Source organism: Leptospira kmetyi serovar Malaysia str. Bejo-Iso9 (assembly GCF_000243735.2).
Classification (GTDB): domain Bacteria; phylum Spirochaetota; class Leptospiria; order Leptospirales; family Leptospiraceae; genus Leptospira; species Leptospira kmetyi.
Genome location: NZ_AHMP02000003.1, coordinates 48,315 through 70,395 on the forward strand (window position 1 = coordinate 48,315; position 22,081 = coordinate 70,395).

The following is a 22,081-nucleotide window of genomic DNA, read 5'->3' on the forward strand; positions in this document are numbered from 1 at the left end:
ATTCAACGATCGATGTTTCGTTTTTAAAAAATTCGATTCTAAATTCCCGAGCCTTTTTCTTCGGAAAGGATCGGGAATCTAAAGCTAGACTTCGGATCCAAACCGTAGTCGTCCAGATGAAACGAAGGCGGCAACCTTTCCCGTTTCCATTGATTTCTGTGAAAGAGTGAAATATATTTCCGAACCGATTCTTCCAAAAATCCCGGTGCTAATTTTTGAACGTCCGGATCTCCGCCAAGAAGCTGAACGATCTCGGAAAAACCCGCGCCTCGAACCACGAACAACTCTTCGATCTTTTGCAGAAGAGGATAGGGCATCAGATCCTTTTCGTCTTCTTGTTTGTCTTCGAGAGGTTTTAATTCCGCGCTCGGAGGAGAAAGAACGATTTCCTTCACCGAAACATACGCGGGAAGAATCGGATCCTTTCCGTCCGCGACGAATTGCATCCACTTCAAAATAAATTCTTTACTAACTCCGGTAAGAGGGGCCACCGATCCGGAAGAATCCCCGTCCATCGTCGTATAACCCGCGCCGGCTTCGCTACGGTTTCCCGTGGAAAGAAGAAGATGTCCGTTTAAATTGGCGAGCATCCAGATGATCGGAGAACGAACCCTCGCCTGAATGTTTTGTAGAACCAGGTTGTGATGTTCCCAATCCAAAGAAATGCCGGTCATCTTGGAAATCTTATCCGTAATACTTTGCACTTCGGAACCGATCGTAAGATCTCCGTGAATTGACTTCACGTCTTCGGCCAATGCTTTGGCGAGGGATCTCGTACGATCTGAATTGTTCTCGGTGGCCTGATACAACGTATAAAGAATTTTATCCTCGTCGATTCCAACCGAAGAAAAAAAGTTTTTCCCCAATTCTTCTTGGGCGATTTTTTTCATCGCGGTAACGAGAAGCGCGCAGGTGGAACTGTCCGCGCCTCCCGAAAGGGATAACGTATAACCCTTCGTCTTAGACTGTATTAGATAATCAAAAAGTCCTAATGCTACCGCGCGTGTGAAATCCCGATACGATTCCTCTTCTTTGGAAAGGGAAGGTTCGGGAACGGGACGGTTTACGATCGGAGTTCGTTTTGGAAATTCGATACCGAGATAGATTCGATTTTCTTCCGAGGATTTTTTTTTCGAGAAACGGTTTCCCGAAGGACGAAAGTTTTTGGCGCGATCGGCTCTGGAAGCGTCGAAGTCGATTTCGCTTGAACAAAGATTGAAATCTCCGAAAAAAAGACGTTCGGATTCTGCGATCAGTTTTCCGTTTTGAACGACCATGGAACCGCCTTCGAAGATCAATCGTCCCGATTCGTTTCCGCAGAGATTGGAAAACAGATACACGTTAGACTCTCTTCTCGAGCTTTCCTTAAAGATCTGTCTGCGCGTTCTTTGTTTGCCGAACGCGAAATGAGAAGCGCCCGGAGAAAGAATCAGATCAGTTCCCGCTTCCGCAAGAGGAATGGAAGGTTTTTGCAGAACCCAGGAATCCTCGCAGATTTCCACACCGAACGAAAAATGATCGGTTTCAAACACGAGGGAACCGAACGGAATCGCCGAGCCGTCCGGCGCGATCCAATTCTCCTGCGCTTCTTCCCCTCTGGCAAACCAACGGTTTTCGTAATGAACTCCCGTGGTTGCGAGATTGGATTTGGGAACGATCCCCGCGATGGCCCCGTTGCATAGAACGGCGGCGCAATTGAATAGATAAGGATTTTGGAATATAGGTAAACCGACTACGACGATTCTGTTTTTCGTAAGAGGAAGAATCTGCGTCAAAGAATTCCAGGATTCTTTCCAGATCCGAGGAAAGAAAAAAGAATCCTCGCATCCGTAACCGGAAATACAAAGTTCGGGAAAAAGAATCAGATCGGAATTTTTTTCCTGAGAAAGAACCTTTTTGATTTTATCCAGGTTCCCTTGAAAATCGAACACTCTCGTTTTGAGAGAAACCGAAGTAAGTCGCACAGACTGCATGTTGTACAGGATTCAGGTTCGAATCCGTTTTGAAAGTGTTTTTTAATTCGAAAAGGTCCGGTCATCCGGTCTACAACCGGCGCCGAACCTTCTTCGAGAAAATCGGATCGAATTTTAAGAAAGGGTTTGCAGATCACCGGAAACGATTTGTTTCCAAGTTTTGAGAGCGGACCTGAATTCTCCCTTGGCGACGCGAACCTGATTCTTATCTCCGGAAGATTCTTTTTTGGAAACGAGATCCGCCTGACGATCGATCAAGGATTGTTTATACGATTGCAGTTTTGTTTCCAGATCGGCGGAGAATGGAATCTGCAACGTTTCCATTCTTTTCAAAAAACGTTTTTCATCCATCTGCACTTTTTTGCGGAAAATCTGTTCTTCCGGAATTTGTTTTAAATCGGACGCAAGACCCAGATGATACAAACCTTTGATGAGCCACTTGCTCGGATCGTAGTCGAAAAAACGGATTCCGTTTCTATAATCCGCTTGGAACTCGTGATGAAAGTTATGATATCCTTCTCCGTAAGTGAATAACGCTAAGATCCAGTTGTCCTTTGCGGTATGTTTGTCCGAAAACGGTTGGGTTCCTCGGAAATGACAAAGCGAGTTGATGAAGAACGTAAAGTGATGATTGATAAAAAGTCTTAAGAACCCCGCGACTAAAACCCCGCCTAAAAAATCTCCCCAAAGAAGACCGATCAAACCGGGAAAGAGAAAACACATAAAGATCGAAATCGAATAGTAATATTCGTGTTGCCATACGATCCACTTGTCTTCCCAAAGATCGGGGATGTTCGTCAAAGAATATTCTCTTTTTTGAAACAACCAAAGGATGTGAGCGTGCCAAAATCCTTTCGTGATCGCATACGGGTCCTCGTCCTTGTCCACGTGTCTGTGATGAATTCTATGATCCGCGCACCATTCCAAAACCGTACTTTGAAACGCGGCTCCGCCGAAGAGCAGGAAAAAAATTCTTACCGGAAGCGCGGCCTTATACGCCCGATGGGAGAAGAGTCTATGATAGCCCGCGGTGATTCCGATTCCGGTCGCAAACATCATAAACAAAAACAAGAGCCAGGTCTGATACGGAATTCCTCTCGTAACCTCCAGCCAAACGGTTCCAGTAACTCCGACGATCGGAGTTACGATTAAGAAGATCGTGGTCACCCAATTGATTGATTTTTCTTTTTGCATATTCAATTCCTAAAAGGCCGATCGGGACGTTCGTCCTGTTTTGGCCCATTTAATTAACTCTGTTAGTTATGAGCAAAAAGAGGAATGCTGGTTGCAAAAATCGGGAATTTTTTTGAGAATTTTTTTCGAAATCGAAAACGGTTTCCAGATTCTTTCCGGGAAATTCACTGGTTAAAATCAAACGCAAATCGGAAATCACAACGTTTATGAAACAAGAACTGCTCGAACTCATTCGTTCTCATGCGTATCGCTATTCGGAACAACCTTTCACCCTCGCTTCGGGAAAACAATCCAGACATTATTTCAATTGTAAGGAGATCACGCTCGTTCCCGATCGTCTGGAACTTCTTTGCCGATTTATCGTTGAACAACATTTAGGCGAGTCCGGCATTTTAAAACCCGAGGCTTTCGGCGGTCTTACGATGGGCGCCGATCCGATCTGCTACGGAATCAGTTTAGAATTTAGAAAACAGAAAAAGAACGTTTTTCCTTTGATCGTTCGTAAACTTTCCAAGGATCACGGAACGAAAAAGCTCGTAGAAGGAGCGGTTCACGCCGTAAAAAGTTGTATCATCGTGGACGACGTGATTACCACCGGAGGTTCCACGATTCAGGCGATCAAAAGTCTGCGCGATTCCGGAATCGAAGTCTCTCAAGGAATCTGCATCTTGGATCGCGAAGAAGGCGGCAAGGACGCGATTCTTTCGGAAGGGGTTCAGATGTTTCCTATATTCAAAAAAAGTGATTTTGGGAATTTGGAGCATGAGTGAGTTTCCGTACGACTTCGGTAAGTTTAGAAACAATCTGATCCTCAGATCGGTCGCGGTGATCGCTTTGTATCTGGCGTTTATCGTCTGGAATTTTTTGAAGGTTCCCGAAGAAAGCAGAACGGACTTCGTGAGAATTTTCGGTCTTCTTTCTCTCGTTCTCGGTTTCTTACTCTATCGGAATTTTTCCAGACAGATCCGCGTACTCAAAGGCGCGAAGGTGGAATTGAATTCAAATTCCTTAAAGTTGTTCAACTCGAAAGGACAATCCCTCGAAACCAAACTCAAGTCCATCGTTTCGATCGAACGGGACGTGTTCCGTTCTTATGTTCGATTTTTGATCGCGACCAAGGAGGATATGATTCCCGTTTTGAATCTTTCCGAGCCGGATCGTTTTCAGGAAGAATTGGAAAAACATTCGGGAAAGAAGACGCTCGTTCAGGAAAAAAAAACGGGATTTCTTCATCCGAAAACCCTTTTGTATTTTATTCCTTCGTTTGCGATGTTCGCGGCCGTGATGTTCGGTCCGTTTCCTTTGAAGATGGAATCCTTTTATTTGATCGCGAACGTAAACGCCTTGCTCGTGGCCGTCTATTTTCCCGAAGACAAGGTCAAACTCGTTTATTCCGCGAAACGAAGATGGATTTTTCTTTTGGGCGCGCTTTTGATCGCGCAGTGTCTGATTTACTTAAAGGTTTTGTAATCTATTTCGTATCGTAGAAACGCCGCGTCCGTTGCGCGGCGCTTCGCTTTCGAGTGGGCGCTCTTGAGGTTCTACATTCTCGGCTTAGCGAGCAGGTTGAGTTTTCTTTGGGTCAATCTTCTGAGTTCGATCATCTCTTCGAGATACGAGGCGAGAACCTTGTCCACGTTGATATTCTTTTCCATTTTCAAAAGATTGTCCCGCACCAAACGAAGATTCTCTTCGTTCGTAACCTTACCGGAAATGATCAGTTTACGAATCGTCTCGAATTCGCATTTTCTAAGATGGACTCGGAGTAAAAACTCGATCGAGAATTTGGAAACCATTCTCCCCCAAGGGCTGTTCGGATTGAGATTGGCGGCTTGCGCCTGTTCTTCGATCCGATCCGCCGCTCTTTGAGAAGGAACCGGTCCGAAGGAATTCGAAAAAGAATTCATCGCGCGCGATGGTTCGTCGATGTCCTTTCCTTCCGCGGGAGTGTCGCCTTTGGAAACTAAAATTTCCTCCATCGCCTGCACGCGGAATTCTTCCTGAAAGTCGTTCGGATTGTTGTTCATCATCCGAATGAATTCTTCGAGCATAACCGCGATGTTTACGATTCTTCCGATCGGAGTGTTGTTCAGTTCTCGGATCTTCGGAAAAAGTTCTCTTGTGATGAGAGAAGGGGATTTCTTTTTGTAATAGGTCGCCTCGTAAAGACGTTCCAATTTTTTTTCGGCGTAGTATTTCAGATCCTGGAGAATTTTCAGATCGGCGTACGCGTATGCGTCCACGCCGGGATCGTTCATCTTCGTCGCCTTTTCTTCGGGCAATACGATTTTGATTACGAATATGATCTTCGCTTCGCGAAGAACCTCGAGGATGTTTCGAATATCGTCCGGTTCTCTCGAAAAAAGGGACATCAACTCCTTGATAAAAGTGTCGGACGTGGGAATTTTTTCGTCTTCCCGAAGATTGACCTTTCGGATCTCTCCGGCGATTTCCAGTGCTACTTCACTCAAGGCGCTCATACGAATGATAACATCCTAAGAGAAACTGCGTGGGCGATCAAGTTGGTTTTCGTTTTGAAAAGAGGGGAATGTCTCTTCATTCTTGGCTGATCCGAAATCCTAATTTTCTCAAAGTATACAAGGGAACCAAACAGGAAAGAATTCCCAAGACGGGTGAGAGAATCAGAAAAAATATCGGAACTTCGGGCGATACGGTGAACTTTAAAGTCCATCCGAACGCGTTCTTGTTGATGACGTATAAAACGACAGGAGAAAGAACGAAGGCGAGAACGATTCCGAAACAGGTCGCGACCACCGTGATAAAAACGCTTTCCGTTAAAAGAATCGAACTCAGTTGTCCGTGATCCGCGCCCAAATATTTCAAAATTCCTAACGTAGTTTTTTTGGAGATGAGATTGTGAAGCAGGGAGGAAACGAGCGAAATCATCGCGATGATAAACGCCGTGGTTTTCAAGGTTCCTAAAACTCCGAAAACCTTATCCACTCCTTCCGTATAAAGAGCCCTCAGTTCCTTTCCGTTTAACAATTTCAGGGAAGAATTTTGTCTTAAAATACGAGAGATGGATTGCTCCGCGGCCGGAAGATCTTCTTCCTTATTTAAGAATATCTTAATCGAATTGTATCCCTGAAGTCCGAAAAAGGTTTCGTAATTTTTGATATCCATCATGATCGTTCCGCGTTCCGAAAAAAAATGTTCCTTGATTCCTTTGATTTTGAATTCCTTTTTTCCGAGTTTGGTTCCGAGAAGAATCGTATCTCCGACCTTGAAGTTCTGCAGATAAGCCATATTGGAGGAGATTAGAATTTCGTTTTCCATTTTCGCCGAACTTTCGGGAGAATCCTTCCGGTTGTATGCCCCGAAGGTATATGCATGAATCGTAAAGTTCCCTTTTTCCGTTTCAACCCTCGTGTTTACGCAGAATCCGTCCAAGGACTTCACCTCGGGAAGTTTTGAGAGTTCGCTTAACAAAGAAAGGGGAACTCCTCCGTGAATTCCCGCGGCAAGATTCGACGTGTTGATAACGGTCAACTCGGCGGGAAACTCCGAATCCACCCAATCGTTTAAGGATCTTCGATAACTGTCCGTCAAAACCGAAAGACAAACCACGAGAGAGGTCGCGAGCATCAAGGTCGCGGATGTGAGAGTGTTTCGGAGAGGTTGGTTTCTCGTTTCTTCCAGACCGACTTTCATAAATACGAAGGATCGATCCGATCTTTCGGAAAGACTAAAAAAGAATATCGTAATCGTCTTAAATACCCAAGGGAAACAAAGGGTAACGCCGATTACGATTCCTCCGATTCCTAAAAGCCCGGTGATCGGAAGTTTCCATCGTAACGGAACGAACGCGATCGACGCGAAAATACAAACGAGCAAAAGACCGAAGAAGAACGTTTTACGTTCGTCGATTCGATTGGTTCCCGAAGAAGAATCCCGTAAGATCGAAACCGGCGAAACTCTTCCCGCGCGAAACGACGGAAACGCAGCGGAAAAAAACGATCCTACGATTCCGATTCCGAGTCCTATGATCCAAGTGGATGAAGGGATGGACTTGTATGTTTTGAGATAAGATAAATCGGCGGAGGCGGCTTCCGGGCTGAAAAAATCCATTCTCGAAAAAAGAAAACCGAGCCCGAGTCCCAAAAAACTTCCCGTGATTCCAAGAAGCAAAGCTTGGGAAACGAAAAGCGCGAACGTATGACCGGCGCCGAGTCCCATCGTTTTTAAAATTCCCAATTCTTTTTCGCGGCTTACGTATAAACCGGACATCGTGTTGGAAACCATAAAGAAAGCGATGATGAGAGATATAAACGATATGACGAGAAGATTGAGTTGAAAGGAGCGTAACGCGTTTCCGGATTTTTCCCGTATGTCCTCTACGGTTTCGATCCGATAGTCCGAGCCGAGTTTTTGTTCGAGAATTCTTTTCTGTTCCGATCGGAATCGGTCGGGTTGGATGAGAAGAAAACTAACGTAATCTCCCGTTTCGAATCGTTCCATCGCGGATTCTATGTCTTCCATCAGAATACTTCCGCCTTCCGTATCGAATACTTCGAGCCTAGATAGGTTGAAACTTTTAGAATTCGTTTTAATATCGGCCTTTGAATTTCCTATCTTCTCGGATAAGGATCGGCTGATAAAAACCGAGTTTGCCGGATCGTTTTCGTTTTGCGACGTTCGATCGGATGTTTCTTCTTGAGGGACACGTTTTTTTGATTTTTCGTTTTCGGCCGCTCGAAACGTTTCGAATTCTTTTAAAAAATCCAAACCGAGATACACGGCTCGGATCGAATCGTTTACTATGACTTCTTTTTGAAAACGGGGAGAAATTTTTACGATCCAGGAAAGGGAAGAATCATCGGATAAGGTTTTGATCAATTCGACGGGAACGTTTTGTTCTCCCGATGCCGACGAGATTTTGATCTTATATTCTCCCTGAAAATATCCCATCGCAAAATCGGTCAGACTTTTTTCCGCCTTCATTCCGTTTGCGGTCGTCGATATAAAAAGACCGACCCCAAGAGAAATTCCGGCTAACGCGAAGAATGCGGCGACCTTATGGCTTCGGAAGTATTCGAAAAGAAATAGAACGTAAATTCGATAGGACATGAATCTTCAATCCACCAGAATTCCGTCCGCCATTTTTAAACGGAATTCTCCCAAGGATCCGAGCTTCTGATCGTGGGTTACTATAAAAAGAGTGAAGCCGTGTTGTTTCTGAAGATCCATCAAAAGACGTATTACGTTTTCTGCATTCTTCGTATCCAGGTTTCCAGTGGGTTCGTCCGCGAGAATCAGGGAAGGACGTTTGCAAACCGCTCTTGCGATCGCTACTCTTTGTTGTTCTCCTCCGGAGAGTTCGTCCGGTTTGTGGTTTTGTCTGGAGGAAAGTCCGACCTTTTCGAGGGCTTCCTCTGCGAGTTTGCGCGCTCGCGCCTTGCCGACGCCGGAGATGTAAAGAGGAACCGCCACGTTTTCAAGTGCGTTTAGATAGGGAAGTAGATGAAAGAATTGGAATATGATTCCTGTTTCCTCTCTTCGATATTTCGTGAGTTCTTTTTCGTTCATCGAATGCAAAGAATGTCCGTTCACTCGGATTTCACCCGAATCGGGCACGTCTATGCCGGAAAGTATATTCAAAAAAGTTGATTTACCCGAACCCGAAGGGCCCATGAGCGTGACGATCGACGCGCTCGGTATGTCGAGTTCCAATCCTTTGAGAACTTCCGTTTGAAGTTTTCCGCTTTGATAGGATTTTCTAAGTCCGGAAATTCGGATTCTTTTTGAGTCGGTCGCGTTCGAGTTTGTCATTTGGTTTTGAGGGAACAGGAGAATTCGGATTCAAATTCGTGAAAAGTGAAAAATGGACCGACAAGAATGCGTCGAGGTCGGTTTATTTTGTCGGAGGTACGACAACGGGAAATTGGGTATTTTTTGGTTTACGGGACGAGGATTTTCAGTTAAGGGAAGTTTATTCGGGATTTTTCCGCCGGTTGAACGCAGCGATTCGTTCTCTACGGATCGCTCCTCATTCTCCACCGCAGATGCGGGTTGGGGCGCGCCGTTTCACTAAAAATCGTCGGAGGTACGACAATTCTTTCCCGAAATTGGGCTTGCGAAAAATTAAAAAAGCCTCCGATAGAATTTTCTTTCGAAGGCTTTTTGGATTTTAGGATCTTAAATTTTTAGCGTGTGATTCTTGCGAGATCGGTTCCCGGATAATAGTGTCTGAGAATTTCAACGTAATTGTAATTCTCCTTCGCCATTCCGAAACTTCCCCATTGGCTCAATCCGACTCCGTGACCCGAACCCATTCCTTTTACAAGATAGCCGTTTCCTTCTTTTTGAATTCCGAATCTCAAGGAACGAACGGGAGCGCCTAACGTTTGTCTGAATTCTTTTCCGCGAATTCGAGAAGAACCCTCCGAGCCGCTTAACTCCATAAGATCCACACGCCCCGAAGCGGTTCTGGATAGAACTTGGATCGATTGAATCTCGCCCAGTTTTAAGTTTGAAAATTTAGAATTGATCAGTTCTTGGGAAATCGTTTCTTTCCAATAAAAATTATCTCCGGCGCGATCGAATTCCGAAGCGACCGTGGAAAGATAAGGAATTCTTTTTCCGCCCCATACGTTTTCGGGAGTTTCCGTTTTACCGCCGCTGTTCGAATGAAAAAAAGCTTGGATCGGATTTTCCTCGAAGACCGCCAAGACTCCGGTGGTGTCTTGAACCGCTTTCGTTGTGGAAGGATGTTCCTTTTCGATACCGCCATACACTTGAGAATTTACGGTGGCTTCGACGTCGTAGAGCGCATTCTTTTTATTTAATATTTCACGAACTGCATACGTTCTCGCACAAATTGCCTGAGCTTTTAAAGCTTCCATCGGCCAACCGTAGGGAACCTCGGAAGGAACCACGGCGTACAGATATTCTTCCAAGGGAAGAACGTTTACGATCAGCGCTGGTCCTTGGCTTTGAGGAATGAGATGGATGGCACCTCTGACCTTTAAGGATTTGTATTCAAGTCCCGCATTCTCACCCACAAAACGAATCGGCGCTTTTAAACGGGAAGAATCCAACGAGATGATATCGATTCCTTTTTTAATAAGAAGATCGTTCGCGTCGTACACGGAAATGATTCCTTCTCCGCGGATTTGAAGATCGCCTTCGGTTTTGCCAAGAAGCACTCGAACCTCGTGAACCGAACGGCTTTTATAAGGAGGCGTCCAAGGTCGAATGATGACGGTATTACAACCCGTTTCCAAAAGTATAAAGAAAAGAATCAAAAGTAAAACTAGTTTTCTGATCATAAGAATTCCCGGAGATACGTCTATCTCTCTTCTTGAATATCGTAGAGAACCGAAAATCCCTGCAGAGATTTTTAGGGTTTGGGAGGGTTAGATATGGCGGAGAAACGGCATGGATTCTATGCCGAGAGCGAATCGAAGGCCGGTAAGGTGGAGTTCTTCTTTAAATGGACATGTACGAGATCGGAATGATGCCCTTTATACGGAGGCCGTAAGCCCAAAATTTAAGCAGATGAAATGAATGTCTTTTTTTGAATAAAAAGATTATTTTTTCCTTTCATTTGAATAAACTAATAAAAAAGCTATTTTTGGAAGTAATACCGTTCATTTACAAAATATAGATGAAAGTGTTTGATTTCATGTGATTCGAGCAATTTAAGAATCCCGCTAAATTTAATGAGAATTGTATTTTCTCCTTAAAATATTAAAATTAGAATTCAGGAGCAAGTGAAGATTTATGAGAATCATTTCTTTGTGTTTGATCATTTTGAGTCTTTCTTTTTGTGGTCAAGCGTATATAAAAGCTCGATCTAATTCTTTAATTGAAACCAATAGATATACGAGTACGTATTTATACTGGTTTTGGGGCTCTACACCAACCCATACTGTCGATGTAAGTAAAATTTGTCCCGAAGGCCACTCCCTCATTGAAGCCCGGTATTATCATTCATTTGTAGGATATATGGCCTTAATTGCGACTTGGGGTATTGTAGTTCCCATTCAGCTTGAAGTAACTTGCGCTAAATAAAGGAAAAGATTAATGAAATTATATATTATTAAGTGTGTCTCTTTAATAATTCTCTTGTTTGCGAATTGTATATCGATGAGAATTATCGATCCGACTAAAAAAATGGCTAACGGCATCCCTGAAGAACGTATGACCCTTACTCTTTTTGGCGTTAGAGCGAATAGCCCAAATATGATATGCGAAGGTGGTTTACAGGAAGTTCAGTTTGAGCGTCCGTTTTGGGCCGCGTGGATAATGGAAATATATGGAATATTACCGCTATTTGTTAACGTTCGAAAAAGTACTTCTATATGCGCTGAATATGGAACAACTACCAGTTTAGATTCTGGCAATTTTAACGATATTATTTCGCTCAAGAATGGAGAAATTATTACCGGGGTAAAAACCGCAGTGACAGGGGATTCCGTTGTAGTCACAACAAAGGACGGTAAAGTTTCGGTTTATAGGAAAAGAGAAGTCTCTGGAATTAAGAAGAATTAAATACGCTCTCTGATTAAAAATCAGATTGAATTTAACGATTATCCTTGAAGAAGTTATCCGCCTTCAAGGATAATCTAGTTTTAGGAAATTATAATATATTAAAAGGACTCCAACGATGAAAAAAATCTTAATCATTTATGTAACGCTGATCTTTTTTATTGCAAGTTGTGCAAAAGAACAAGGGAGTTCGAATTCGGGTTCGAAAAAAAGTTACTTTTCAAGTATCCCCACATTCATCGTCGGCTCGGTGGAAATTAATCAAAAAGCGAGCAATTCAGGGGACATCATTGAAGGAGATCAAACGATTCGAATCGGAAGCGGATCTCTTGCTGATATCCAGATTCGTGGCTTCCAATCTCAAATTACTTTTAGAGCGAAAACGCAAACGGAACTGAATCTTTATTCTCGAGTGAAAGACGATAAAAGAACTTTAATCGTTTTTCTAAAAAGAGGGGATTTGCTTTTTTCGGTAAAAAAACTTCAAAAAGACGAAAGCGTTCTCATTTTCACACCTTCTATGAAGGCAATGGTAGTCGGAACTCAGTTTAAGGTCGTAGTAAAAGAAGACGCCACAACAAACATTAAGGTCGCCGACGGAAGCGTGGATGTTCGGCCTTCCGATCCTACGTTGGAACTTCTTATGAACTCCGAAGAAACGGATTCTAAGACTAAGGAAAAAATCAACGCGGCCTTTGGACAAGGACAGGTTCTTGAATCCGGAAAGGAAACAACGGTTACGAACGGAAAAATCAAAGAAGCACTCAAAGATCCGGAACTTTTGAAATTATTGGAAAGCCCGGAATTAAAAAATATCAAAACGCCGACCGAGCCGGCCGAAAACGCGGAACTTAAAAAACAACTCGCGGCATTGGAATCCAAACTACCGGAGAGCATTGCGGTAGGAGAAATCAAAACTTCTCAAGGTTTGGCGGGAAATACTTTAAAAGATCTTCAAAAAGAGTCGTCTGAGATCGTGAGTGTTTCGGATAACAATCAAAAGACCGGACAAGAATTGAAAAAGGAAATCGATAGCGCTCTCAAGGAAAATAACGCGGTTCTATTGTCGACCATGGGTAAGGTCCTTGGAAAAGGCGCCGAAACCTTGGTTTTAAAGAACGGCCAAAACGTGACCGGAATTATTTATCAGACCGGCAGCAACTATAACGTTAAAACTCCGCAAGGCGAGTTGCACTTCTCTGAGTCTCAAGTGTCGGGTTTAAGATTTTAAGAAACGGTGATCTTGTGTTGATTCGGATTTTATTTTTAATTTTTTTTGTTTCCTGTTCGACCACAAAGGCGAATCTTCTTTCCAGCGACGGTCAAAAGAAACGTCTGTTGATCGATAGATTTGATTACTTAGAAAACAAAAAACTGAAGCCTATGGCCGCGGGTTTGACGAGCACTTTGACCAACGGTTTGTCGAGAATTCCGACTTTAGAAGTTGTGGGACCTTCCGAAAAAGCCAACGCTTTAAAACTCATTAAGGAAAAACAACTCTACGGAGAGGAAGTCGATCCTGCGGAATTTCTCAGTAAGATTACCGCCGCCGATTACTTCTGCAACGGGGACATTCAAGCCGAGCAAAGCGTAGCCCTTGTCAATGTAAGAATTTCAGACGCTCAAAAGGGTTCGCTTGTTTTAAGTTCATCTACGAGAGGCAGTTTAGAAAAACCGATTACTCTGCAGGAAAAGATCGTTGGGAATCTTCTTTCCAACATAGACAGTGACGACGCCGAAGCAAATACGGCTCTTGTAAGCAATTCATCCACTAAAAATGAATCTGCGTTTTCGTTTTATGCCCAGGCCTCCGATATTCTTTATTCCGAGCCGCAGAAGGCCGCGATCCTATTGATCAGCGCTTTGAAGAATGATCCCGAATACTTGGACGCTCTCGAAGATCTTGCCAATACTCTTTTTCAAATCGGGGAAACGAAAAAATCTATGGAGTTCCTCGTAAGAAAAAAAGAGGTCCTCGAACGTAAACAACTTCAAAATACGGTGGATTACGCAAACACTCTCTGCAACTTAGGTGTCGTCTATTTTTCCTTAGGAGAAAAGGAAAAGGCGATGCAGTTGTGTCTTCAAGACAAGGAATTGAAAGAATCCTTGAAACTGAAGAAAACGAAACTGTATGCGAATACGCTTCAAACAATCGCCTCTTTTCACGTTTATCTCGGTCAGTATAAAGAAGGAATCCGATTATTCGAATCCGCGAGAACCTTACTGACTACATTGGGATTGGATAAAACTTTTGATTACGCGGATCTTTTAACTTCTCTCGGATCGGCTTACAAGCAGAACGGAGAACCCGAATTTGCGGGCGGACTTTATAAGGATGCGGAAAACATCTATCAAGAGATCGGACTTTCTTCCACAAGTTCTTACGCGGCTTTGCTGACCAATCAGGGGCTTTTACATCTGGCAAAAAAAGAATATAAAGAAGCTCTAAAAAAATTCATCCAAGATAAATCCATTCAAGATAAACTCGGTTTGGGAAAATCGGACGGATATATCGCGACCTTAAACAATTTAGCCGTCGTCTTATCTGAATTAGGTGAAAAGAAAAAGGCTATCGAGTTTCTTCAGCTGGCCAATAAGTTAAAATCGGGCAAAAAGAAAAGTTAATATAGTTTTTGCCGACCTTACTCGCATTCCGATCGAAAGCGATCTTCTTGTTTTAATTTAAGTAATATTGAATCGAGGATTTTTACATGCAGAATATTTCTAACTCCCGTTCTAAACTATATTTCGCGAGAATATGGGTTTTGTCGTTTGTAATAGCCGTTTTTTGGCTGATGAACGCTTGTTCCTCCACGCAGGACGGTTCCGGAAAACAAGATAAATTTGTCTATGTCAACAACGTTCAGGGAATCAACGAAGACGATTTCGAACTCAACGCAAAAAGAAAAATTTTGGAAAACGGTCTCGGAGAATTGATCGAAGGCGGGTCGCAAGCGATCGACGGACAGCTAAAAGAAATGATCGTGAATTCTTCGACCGAGGGATTTGTGACTGAATTTTCTCGCATCGGCTCTCTTCGTAAAAAAGGGAATCTATTCGAAGGGGACGCAAAAGGGAAGGTGAGTCGCAAAGCGGTAGAGGACGCGCTGAAGGAACGATATCGCGATTTGGGCAAACCTAAGTTTCTCATGATTATCGACGAGAAAATATTAGGAAAATCGAATGCAGGTTCGTCCGTTTCTATTTCCGAAAACGCGATCGTCAAAAAATTTGTCGAGTTCGATTTTTTAGATAAGAATCAGTTCAGCAGGATTCTTGCAAAAGAGGGCGGAAAAACCGTCGGAGTTTACGGAAACCAATCTTCCGAAGGGAAGGCAATTTCCGCGGCCGCGGAAATGGAGGCTCAAATCTTATTGGTAGGTCAGGCCGAAGTTACGAACGCGGGTGATATCGAAGATAGCGGTTTGAAATCCTACCAAGCGGTCCTTCGCTTTAAAATTTTTGACGTAAATACGGCTAGAATCATCGCCGCAGATAACACGAACGGAGCCTTTCCCCATGTAAGTCCCGAAACCGGATCTCAAGAAGCGATTCGAAAAGCGGTGGATAAGGCCTATCCAAAGATCCGCGATCAAATTTCAATGAAATGGAAACCGGGAAATCTGATCCGCGTAAAACTGGAAGGAATTACATACGACGACTACGTGGATAAGGACGTAAAAGGTTTGATTCGTGGAATCAAAGGCGTAAACAGCGTATCCGAAGTGAGTAGCGGCAACACGAATAAAATGATCGTTTTAGAAGTGGAAGCGCTTTTTAACGGAAGCAATCTTTACCAAAAGATGAGAGAAAGAAAGGCCGATTTCGGATTTGAGTTTTCTCAGAAAGAAGTAAAACCGACTTCGATTCATATTATTAAAAAATAATCAATAGTTTTCTAATGCGCCTCGAATACCGGGACGCTTCACGTTCGGAGAATTGAATTCTCGAGCGATGGAGCGTCTTTGGCGCTCAAAAATGCGACCGATTCCAGGTGGAGCGTTTGCGGATACGGATCTGTGATTAGAATTTTTTGAATTCGAAATGTATCCTTTAATTTCATCAAATCCTCTTTTTGCGAACTCGGATTGCAGGAAACATAAAGAAAAAAAGAAATCTTAGAATGTTTCAGCGCCTCGATCACGAATTCTCCGAGTCCGGCCCGAGGAGGATCGGCGATCAAGACGTTATTCTCCTCAGCTTGAAAAAGATTTTCTAAACCGGTCGACGCTTTTTTGGAAAATAAGTCTTCTCTTAAATAAGAAAATTGAATATTCGGAAAATCGAATTCCATTTGTTTGCGGGCAATCTGCAAGGAACTTTCGATCGAATCGATTCCCGTGATTTTTTTGAATTTATGCGCGAAGATTCTGCTGAAAAAACCGGAACCGCAAAATAGATCGATCAGATGATCCGCCGATTCCGGAATTTCCGTTTCTATAAAATCCAAAATCGGCTGAAAGCCTTCCGGATTCGGTTGGAAAAAAGAATCGAAAGGAACTCGAAATTCTTTTTCGGAAACAAGTTCTTGATAAGATTCTTTTCCTCGGAGAATCTTAACTTCTCCGATCGCCGATATTTCTCCCTTTCTTCGGTTGAAACAAAACAGAAGATGATCCGCCTTTAGATGTTTTAAACAGGCTTCGGCAAATTCTTTTTCTTCGCTGGAATCTTTGAATTCTTCCACAAAGGATAGAATGGTCATCAAATCGGAAGTGTTCTTCGCTTTCCTAAGCGTTACATACTTTAGAAATCCTGAATCCGATCTGCGATCATAGGGAAGATCCGGAAATTGAGAAAGCAAGTTGCGGAATCTTTTTAGCTCTTCGTTGGATTCTTCGCTCTGGATAAAACAAGTTTCCAAATCCACGATATGTCTGAATGAACCGGATTCTCTTTGTCCGATGATCGGTCCCGGAAATACGGCAAAGTCCATTCGATTTCTGTAATGTAATGTTTTCCGAGCCGAAATTAAAACCGGCTCTATTCCGAAATCGTTTTTGTAACTTTCGGAAAGTTGGGTCGTTTTATAAATGAATTGTTCTTCGTACGGGATATGTTGTGCGGAACAGCCTCCGCATCGCGTGAATGCAGGACAAGGCGGCGTGACGGCTCTCGGAACCTGTGAAATTAATTCTAATTTTGCGGAAGGTTTTCTTCGTTTCTTTTTGAACAGTGTGACGTTATACGAATCGCCCGGAAGAGAATAAGGGACTTCGATACGGTTTTTTTCAAAGGTAAGAATGCCTCGGAGGTTTGTTCCGATTTTTTCGACTTCAGCGATGCCGTCCAGTCTATGAGGGAGAGGATTTGTGTCTGACATAGAAGATTTTTAATAAGAAATAGATCAAAAACAAAAAAGTGATAAAAAATGCGAAGTGATGTCCGCTTTGGCTTTATAAAGGATATAACGAGGGACATACTATTTTTATCAAACCTTTCTTTGTTTGATATTCGTTTTATAATAATTTTAAAAAAATACATAAGTTTATTTCTACTTTCTCTTGACCCAATTTGTTAAATTTTCTATTATTTCCAATCGAACCTTTTTCAAACATAGCATTTTAATGGATGACTCTCCGAATTGTTATGTTTTGAAAAAGATCAAATGTCTCAGGAGACCAAATGAAACTAATTAAATTGGCAGTTCTTTCTGTAATCCTTATCGGATTTGTAGCAAATTGCTCTACAGAAACTACTTACGTTAAGCACCCAACGGAAATCCAAGTTACATCTGCACAACCAAACGGTTCTTTCACTAGCTTAGGAACTATCGTTGTTGAAAAACAAGATGTTGGATTCGCAACAAGTGGACCAAGAATCACTGCTGCAGGCGGCGGTAACTTAATTACTAACGAATCCTTCAGATGGGTAAACAACGGAACCGCAGGTGACGTTGAGCAACTTCTTACACAAGAACTTGTGAAAGAAGCAAAAGCAAGAGGTGGAAACGCTGTAGTTAAAGTTAGCTTTGGCGCTTACGCTATTCCAATCTTTATTCCTTTCATCGGACCTCTAGGTCTGAAGTATTTTATGGCAACTGGTGAAGTTGTAGTCCTTGGCGGATCTGCTTCTACTCCAGCGAAAACAAAATAATAGAAATTTACTTTCGTTTCCGGGGGATGTCTCCCGGAAACTTTTAGCTGTTCGTGAAAAATAAATCTATCCTTCTACTCTTTTTCTTATTCGCTTCCTGTTCTTTTTTCAGAGTCAACATTCGAGAATACTCTTTGTATGAAAAAGAATGTAAAAAACAAATTTATTTCCTACGAGACGTCTGCGAAGACGAATTCGAGAGCTTAAGCTTAGCGGATCATTATCTTAAAAATGTAGATAAACGTTCGATCGAGCAATTGGATACGAATATACTTTTAAATTTAGCAAAGAAATACGGTGTAGACTTTGCGTTATCTTATTATTATCAATCGTTGATTTCAGATGTGAAATCTGAAGAAATTCATTCTTTCGTTAGCAAGTTTGGAAAAAATGATTCCGCGAAAAATTCACAGATCGTAACGACTTCAACAAACATTAAAGTAATCCATGTTCCTGGTATGTTTTATAAAAACTCTGGTCAGGACAATCATCTTCTAGGGCTTGCACATATAATTACATCGATCGGTCTAAAATTCGATTATGTGCCAGTTGATGAAACGGGGACAATTCAAGAAAACGGCGAGATGATTTGTTCTTATATTTCGAAAGAAGCTCCTGATCTTTCCATCATTTTGGTATCTACTAGTAAGGGCGGCGCAGACGTTAAAACTGCGATTCAAAAATGTGGTCAGGAGAAATATTTTAAGAGGGTTCTCGGTTGGTTTAATATTGGAGGAATTAATAAAGGGACGCCTATTGTAAATACGGTAAATCAAAGTTGGCGCAAAACTTCCGAAACAAGAATTGCGTTTTTTTTCAAACAATTCAATTGGTCCGGTTTTCAGAGTATAAAAAGAGATCCAGGATCACCTTTATTTGCAGATATTGAGATTCCTGAGTCGATGATCGTGATTAATATCATCGGTTTACCGATGGATCGTTACGTTTCGTTACGAGCTTACGAATATTATCAAAGCTTGCTTTCTTCTTACGGACCTAATGAAGGTTTAGCTTTGATTGGAGATAGTTATATGAAAGGTGCATATAACTTCGGAGCTTGGAGAAACGATCATTATTTTTGGTTGATGAGAGATAAAGCCTCCCTCGAAGTATTCATTCATTTTATGCTTGCGAAAATTGAGAAAAACAATAGGCAGAAATAATTTTCATTTAAGTGACTTGTTTTGAATTTCCAATAGCCCAAAGTCGGTTTGACAGAGTCCTACTATAGGGTAAACCTTTGATCTCAGTCGAACATCTACAAAAATCGTTTCAAATCAGCAAAAGAAATCCAGGATTGCTCGGGGCAATCGGATCTTTATTCTATTCCAAAAAAGAAACCATCCGAGCGGTGGACGACATTTCCTTTACGATCCGACCCGGAGAATTCGTTGGATATATCGGACCCAACGGAGCAGGTAAATCCACTACCATTAAATTATTGACCGGAGTTTTAACGCCGGATCAGGGAAACATATCCATATTCGGATTGGATCCTTGGAAGGACAGACGGGAAAATTCGAAACGGATCGGAGTTGTTTTCGGGCAAAAAACGCAGCTTTGGTGGGATCTTCCCGTGGGAGAATCCTTCGACTTATTGAAGTCCGTTTATAAAATCGAAACGAAAGAGTACAAAAAAAGAATGGAGATGTTTCAGGATCTGCTGGGACTGAACGAATTTTTCAGACAGCAGGTTCGAAAGTTAAGTTTAGGACAAAGAATGAAGGCCGAAATCGCGGCCAGTTTATTACACTTTCCTAAAGTTCTTTTTCTAGACGAACCGACGATCGGACTCGACGTGTTGGTCAAGGAAAGGGTAAGGGAATTTATACGAACGATCAACCGAGAAGAGAAAGTCACGATTCTACTTACGACTCACGACGTTCAAGACATAGAATCCCTCGCCAAAAGAATCGTATTGATCGACCACGGAAAGATCCGCTTCGACGGAGATTTGAATTCTTTTCGAAACTTGGGAGGAACGGACAATATCGTTGAAATTCATTATAAAGGAAACGGAAAACTTTCGCTTCCATCCGAGTTTCACCGGACGCAAAACGGGAATCCGAATTCGGTAAACGTGACCGTAAGAGAAGGGCAATCCTTAAACGGGCTTTTATCCGTTTTAGGTTCTTCCGGATTTGAAATATTAGAAATCGTGCATAAAAAGCCGGATCTATCCGCGGTAATCAAACAGATCTATGGGGAAAGGTCTTGAAACTTTATTTAAAGGTCGTTTCCAAAGCCTTTCAACGATCTTCCACATACAAACTCGAATACTTTACCGGAATCTTAAACGCGGTTTTGTATCTCGCGATCCTCACATCGGTATGGGAATCGATCAACGTAAACGATTTTGAAAGCGGAAGAGATAAGAATTCTTTAATCCTTTATTCGGTACTTGCGACTTTGATTAAGGTGTCTTTCGGAAGACAAGACGGGCTCGTTTCGTCCAAGATTAAAAATGGAACGATCGTCTTTGATCTACTCAAGCCCGTTCGATTTCCATTGATCGTCTTTGCGGATACGATCGGAGTCAGTCTCTATCATCTGTTTTCAAGATCGCTTCCGTTATTGATACTCGCGTATCTCGTTTTGGATTTGCGATTCGTTCCCGATCTCCATTCTTTTGCGGCTTTTCTGATCGTTTATACTCTTGCGTTTTTGATTTTCTTTTTGATCGGATTTACGATTTCATCTTTGTCCTTTTATTTTACGGAAATTTTTTCATTCTTCCTTTTGTATTTCGCGCTCATCACGTTGTTTTCGGGCGCGGTCGTCCCCTTGGATCTTTTTCCCGAAGTTCTAAGAAACGTTTCTTCTTGGCTTCCGTTTCCGTATTTATATTACTATCCGACTCAAGTGATCACGGGCCGAGAAATCGGAATGAGTTTCGAAGAACTCGTCCTCCGATATTTTTTGATGATCGGAGTGTTGACGGGTTTGGCTTCGGCCGTATATCTTTCCGGTCTGAAACGATTGGAATTGGCGGGAGGATAAAATCGATGCGCGACTTTCCGTTCAAAACGTATCTCAAACTCGCGGTATCATCCGTACAATCTCACATGGAATACAAGGCGAGTTTTTGGATCTATCTCGTTACGTTACTCGTCTTTTACTCGGCGCAGGCGGGGACGATCTTCATTCTACTTTCCAAGTTCAGTTCGATCGGCGGATGGACTCGGGGAGAAATCGCCTTTCTTTATAGTTTGCTCATATTCGCTCAGGGAATCGTCGCATCCGTTTTTTCGGGAATGGTGGAATTCGGTTCTCTCGTGCGGGACGGAGGATACGATCGTTATCTTTTAAGACCCTTGTCTCCGATCGGGCAAGTGCTCATGAATCATTTCGATATATCCGGACTTCTTCATCTCGTTTTGGGTGTGATCACGTTTCTCGTCGCAAATCAGTTTACGAATATTGAATGGACTTTTTCGAAGATTTGTATGTTGTTGATCGCGGTCATCGGAAGCGCTATGATCTTGGCGGGAATTCGAATCGCGATCGCTTCGATCGCATTTTACGCGGTTCAGAATTATTCCCTGGTCCACTTGGTGATCTTTTCGAGCCGGGAATTTATGATGTATCCGATGAATATCTACAATATATCGATTCGGATTCTTCTTACGTTTTTATTGCCTTTGGGTTTCGTGAATTTTTATCCGGCCCATTATTTTTTGGATAAGAATTCCGAATCCCTATTTCATCCTTTCTTTATATACTTGAATTTTCCGGTGGGATGTTTTTTGTTTTTAGGTTCCTTGATTCTTTGGAAGAAAGGTCAAAAAAGATACGAGTCGACCGGAACCTAAAATCGGAAATTATTTTAGTTCTAAGGTTTCGATGCCGGATTCGGTAAAGATTTCCTCGTATTTGGAAATGAAAGGAGCTTCCTTTTCGATTCTTTCTTCGATCGCCATTCCTTTGATTTCGGCCTCGTTGTAAGTTCTCATAAAGTCTCTGGCCGCGAGTCTCTGAACGAGTTCGTCCCAAAAGATGCTGTCCTGATATTCCGTGATCAGATCCGAGATATCGGTTTTCTCTTCGAATTCTCTTGTAAGATAATGAAGTTCTTCTTCGCTATCATACGCGACAAGATGGGAAACTTCCAAAGCTTTCGCATAGGATAAAACCTGTTGTTCCATGTCTTCGTAAGCGTCATAAGAATCCAATCGATCCGGCGCGGGTTCCTCTTCCTCGAGAATGGAATGGTATAAGAACCGAGTGATCGCCAAGGATTTAAGAAGGGCTTCGTATTGTTCGCGAGTAAGTTCGATATTCATTACAATTCCCATTTCAGGGAA

Annotated in this window: 19 protein-coding genes; 11 read left to right on the plus strand and 8 right to left on the minus strand. The window is 42.5% G+C overall.

The genetic code is table 11. The features are described from left to right. Nucleotides 1-38 precede the first annotated feature (38 nt). Both nadE and LEP1GSC052_RS02635 read right to left on the minus strand, forming a co-directional pair. Nucleotides 39-1,973, minus strand: coding sequence for an NAD(+) synthase (gene nadE, locus LEP1GSC052_RS02630; RefSeq protein ID WP_020986328.1), 1,935 nt, complete (start codon nucleotides 1,971-1,973; stop codon nucleotides 39-41). A gap of 114 nt (nucleotides 1,974-2,087) precedes the next feature. Beyond that, complete coding sequence (locus tag LEP1GSC052_RS02635; RefSeq protein WP_010574292.1) at nucleotides 2,088-3,167, minus strand: acyl-CoA desaturase; 1,080 nt, start codon at nucleotides 3,165-3,167, stop codon at nucleotides 2,088-2,090. A gap of 206 nt (nucleotides 3,168-3,373) precedes the next feature. Here LEP1GSC052_RS02635 and pyrE point away from each other — a divergent pair, with 206 nt between their 5' ends. After that, complete coding sequence (pyrE, locus tag LEP1GSC052_RS02640) at nucleotides 3,374-3,937, plus strand: orotate phosphoribosyltransferase (RefSeq protein ID WP_020986556.1); 564 nt, start codon at nucleotides 3,374-3,376, stop codon at nucleotides 3,935-3,937. Beyond that, a complete protein-coding gene (locus tag LEP1GSC052_RS02645) occupies nucleotides 3,930-4,637 on the plus strand; it encodes a hypothetical protein (RefSeq protein WP_020986056.1) in 708 nt (235 codons plus the stop codon). Before pyrE ends, LEP1GSC052_RS02645 begins: the two co-directional genes overlap by 8 nt. 71 nt (nucleotides 4,638-4,708) lie before the next feature. Here the strand turns inward: LEP1GSC052_RS02645 and LEP1GSC052_RS02650 are convergent, their stop codons facing one another. The 4 genes from LEP1GSC052_RS02650 to LEP1GSC052_RS02670 all read right to left on the minus strand — a co-directional run bounded on the left by LEP1GSC052_RS02650 (nucleotide 4,709) and on the right by LEP1GSC052_RS02670 (nucleotide 10,456). Next, nucleotides 4,709-5,647, minus strand: coding sequence for a hypothetical protein (locus LEP1GSC052_RS02650; RefSeq protein WP_010574293.1), 939 nt, complete (start codon nucleotides 5,645-5,647; stop codon nucleotides 4,709-4,711). Between the two features lie 76 nt (nucleotides 5,648-5,723). Continuing rightward, nucleotides 5,724-8,255, minus strand: coding sequence for an ABC transporter permease (locus tag LEP1GSC052_RS02655; protein WP_010574294.1), 2,532 nt, complete (start codon nucleotides 8,253-8,255; stop codon nucleotides 5,724-5,726). Nucleotides 8,256-8,261: 6 nt separating this feature from the next. Continuing rightward, entirely contained in the window at nucleotides 8,262-8,957 is a 696-nt protein-coding gene (locus LEP1GSC052_RS02660; RefSeq protein WP_010574295.1) for an ABC transporter ATP-binding protein, read from the minus strand. Between the two features lie 374 nt (nucleotides 8,958-9,331). Continuing rightward, nucleotides 9,332-10,456: a SpoIID/LytB domain-containing protein gene (locus LEP1GSC052_RS02670; protein WP_010574296.1), complete on the minus strand. Its 1,125-nt coding sequence runs from the start codon at nucleotides 10,454-10,456 to the stop codon at nucleotides 9,332-9,334. A gap of 757 nt (nucleotides 10,457-11,213) precedes the next feature. On the opposite strand from LEP1GSC052_RS02670, the gene LEP1GSC052_RS02675 reads away from it, so the two are divergent. From LEP1GSC052_RS02675 to LEP1GSC052_RS02690, 4 genes are all read left to right on the plus strand, one after another. Next, nucleotides 11,214-11,681: a hypothetical protein gene (locus LEP1GSC052_RS02675; RefSeq protein ID WP_010574297.1), complete on the plus strand. Its 468-nt coding sequence runs from the start codon at nucleotides 11,214-11,216 to the stop codon at nucleotides 11,679-11,681. A gap of 115 nt (nucleotides 11,682-11,796) precedes the next feature. Further along, nucleotides 11,797-12,909 carry a FecR domain-containing protein gene (locus LEP1GSC052_RS02680; RefSeq protein WP_010574298.1) on the plus strand — a complete coding sequence of 371 codons (1,113 nt, stop codon included), beginning with the start codon at nucleotides 11,797-11,799 and terminating at the stop codon, nucleotides 12,907-12,909. Between the two features lie 107 nt (nucleotides 12,910-13,016). Next, a complete protein-coding gene (locus tag LEP1GSC052_RS02685) occupies nucleotides 13,017-14,306 on the plus strand; it encodes a tetratricopeptide repeat protein (RefSeq protein ID WP_167593874.1) in 1,290 nt (429 codons plus the stop codon). 170 nt (nucleotides 14,307-14,476) lie between these two features. Beyond that, nucleotides 14,477-15,568 carry a hypothetical protein gene (locus LEP1GSC052_RS02690; protein ID WP_240631091.1) on the plus strand — a complete coding sequence of 364 codons (1,092 nt, stop codon included), beginning with the start codon at nucleotides 14,477-14,479 and terminating at the stop codon, nucleotides 15,566-15,568. A 38-nt stretch (nucleotides 15,569-15,606) separates the two neighbouring features. On the opposite strand, the gene rlmD is transcribed toward LEP1GSC052_RS02690, so the two are convergent. Further along, the gene (gene rlmD, locus LEP1GSC052_RS02695) at nucleotides 15,607-17,004 is read right to left on the minus strand and encodes a 23S rRNA (uracil(1939)-C(5))-methyltransferase RlmD (protein WP_010574302.1); all 1,398 of its coding nucleotides are present in this window, start codon (nucleotides 17,002-17,004) and stop codon (nucleotides 15,607-15,609) included. A gap of 302 nt (nucleotides 17,005-17,306) precedes the next feature. On the opposite strand from rlmD, the gene LEP1GSC052_RS02700 reads away from it, so the two are divergent. From LEP1GSC052_RS02700 to LEP1GSC052_RS02720, 5 genes are all read left to right on the plus strand, one after another. Continuing rightward, on the plus strand, nucleotides 17,307-17,777 hold the full coding sequence (locus tag LEP1GSC052_RS02700) for a hypothetical protein (RefSeq protein WP_010574303.1): 471 nt from the start codon (nucleotides 17,307-17,309) through the stop codon (nucleotides 17,775-17,777). 53 nt (nucleotides 17,778-17,830) lie between these two features. Further along, nucleotides 17,831-18,940, plus strand: a complete 1,110-nt coding sequence (locus tag LEP1GSC052_RS02705) for a hypothetical protein (RefSeq protein ID WP_020986271.1) — start codon at nucleotides 17,831-17,833, stop codon at nucleotides 18,938-18,940. A gap of 77 nt (nucleotides 18,941-19,017) precedes the next feature. Continuing rightward, nucleotides 19,018-19,995, plus strand: a complete 978-nt coding sequence (locus LEP1GSC052_RS02710) for an ABC transporter ATP-binding protein (protein ID WP_020986487.1) — start codon at nucleotides 19,018-19,020, stop codon at nucleotides 19,993-19,995. Beyond that, nucleotides 19,992-20,777, plus strand: coding sequence for an ABC transporter permease (locus LEP1GSC052_RS02715; RefSeq protein ID WP_010574308.1), 786 nt, complete (start codon nucleotides 19,992-19,994; stop codon nucleotides 20,775-20,777). The genes LEP1GSC052_RS02710 and LEP1GSC052_RS02715 overlap by 4 nt, the downstream gene beginning before the upstream one ends. Before the next feature lie 5 nt (nucleotides 20,778-20,782). Then, nucleotides 20,783-21,589, plus strand: a complete 807-nt coding sequence (locus LEP1GSC052_RS02720; protein WP_020985758.1) for an ABC transporter permease — start codon at nucleotides 20,783-20,785, stop codon at nucleotides 21,587-21,589. 9 nt (nucleotides 21,590-21,598) lie between these two features. Here LEP1GSC052_RS02720 and LEP1GSC052_RS02725 read toward each other — a convergent pair whose 3' ends face one another. After that, nucleotides 21,599-22,060 carry a hypothetical protein gene (locus LEP1GSC052_RS02725; RefSeq protein WP_010574310.1) on the minus strand — a complete coding sequence of 154 codons (462 nt, stop codon included), beginning with the start codon at nucleotides 22,058-22,060 and terminating at the stop codon, nucleotides 21,599-21,601. Nucleotides 22,061-22,081 lie beyond the last annotated feature (21 nt).

What these genes read in the sequence shown, in the direction of transcription:
- LEP1GSC052_RS02680 (WP_010574298.1), top strand. Translation starts at nt 11,797, where the DNA reads ATGAAAAAAATCTTAATCATTTATGTAACGCTGATCTTTTTTATTGCA.
- LEP1GSC052_RS02700 (WP_010574303.1), top strand. Translation starts at nt 17,307, where the DNA reads ATGAAACTAATTAAATTGGCAGTTCTTTCTGTAATCCTTATCGGATTT.
- LEP1GSC052_RS02655 (WP_010574294.1), bottom strand. Translation starts at nt 8,255, where the DNA reads ATGTCCTATCGAATTTACGTTCTATTTCTTTTCGAATACTTCCGAAGC.
- LEP1GSC052_RS02725 (WP_010574310.1), bottom strand. Translation starts at nt 22,060, where the DNA reads ATGAATATCGAACTTACTCGCGAACAATACGAAGCCCTTCTTAAATCC.
- LEP1GSC052_RS02690 (WP_240631091.1), top strand. Translation starts at nt 14,477, where the DNA reads ATGAACGCTTGTTCCTCCACGCAGGACGGTTCCGGAAAACAAGATAAA.
- pyrE (WP_020986556.1), top strand. Translation starts at nt 3,374, where the DNA reads ATGAAACAAGAACTGCTCGAACTCATTCGTTCTCATGCGTATCGCTAT.
- LEP1GSC052_RS02720 (WP_020985758.1), top strand. Translation starts at nt 20,783, where the DNA reads ATGCGCGACTTTCCGTTCAAAACGTATCTCAAACTCGCGGTATCATCC.
- LEP1GSC052_RS02660 (WP_010574295.1), bottom strand. Translation starts at nt 8,957, where the DNA reads ATGACAAACTCGAACGCGACCGACTCAAAAAGAATCCGAATTTCCGGA.
- LEP1GSC052_RS02675 (WP_010574297.1), top strand. Translation starts at nt 11,214, where the DNA reads ATGAAATTATATATTATTAAGTGTGTCTCTTTAATAATTCTCTTGTTT.
- LEP1GSC052_RS02645 (WP_020986056.1), top strand. Translation starts at nt 3,930, where the DNA reads ATGAGTGAGTTTCCGTACGACTTCGGTAAGTTTAGAAACAATCTGATC.
- LEP1GSC052_RS02650 (WP_010574293.1), bottom strand. Translation starts at nt 5,647, where the DNA reads ATGAGCGCCTTGAGTGAAGTAGCACTGGAAATCGCCGGAGAGATCCGA.
- nadE (WP_020986328.1), bottom strand. Translation starts at nt 1,973, where the DNA reads ATGCAGTCTGTGCGACTTACTTCGGTTTCTCTCAAAACGAGAGTGTTC.
- rlmD (WP_010574302.1), bottom strand. Translation starts at nt 17,004, where the DNA reads ATGTCAGACACAAATCCTCTCCCTCATAGACTGGACGGCATCGCTGAA.
- LEP1GSC052_RS02670 (WP_010574296.1), bottom strand. Translation starts at nt 10,456, where the DNA reads ATGATCAGAAAACTAGTTTTACTTTTGATTCTTTTCTTTATACTTTTG.
- LEP1GSC052_RS02635 (WP_010574292.1), bottom strand. Translation starts at nt 3,167, where the DNA reads ATGCAAAAAGAAAAATCAATCAATTGGGTGACCACGATCTTCTTAATC.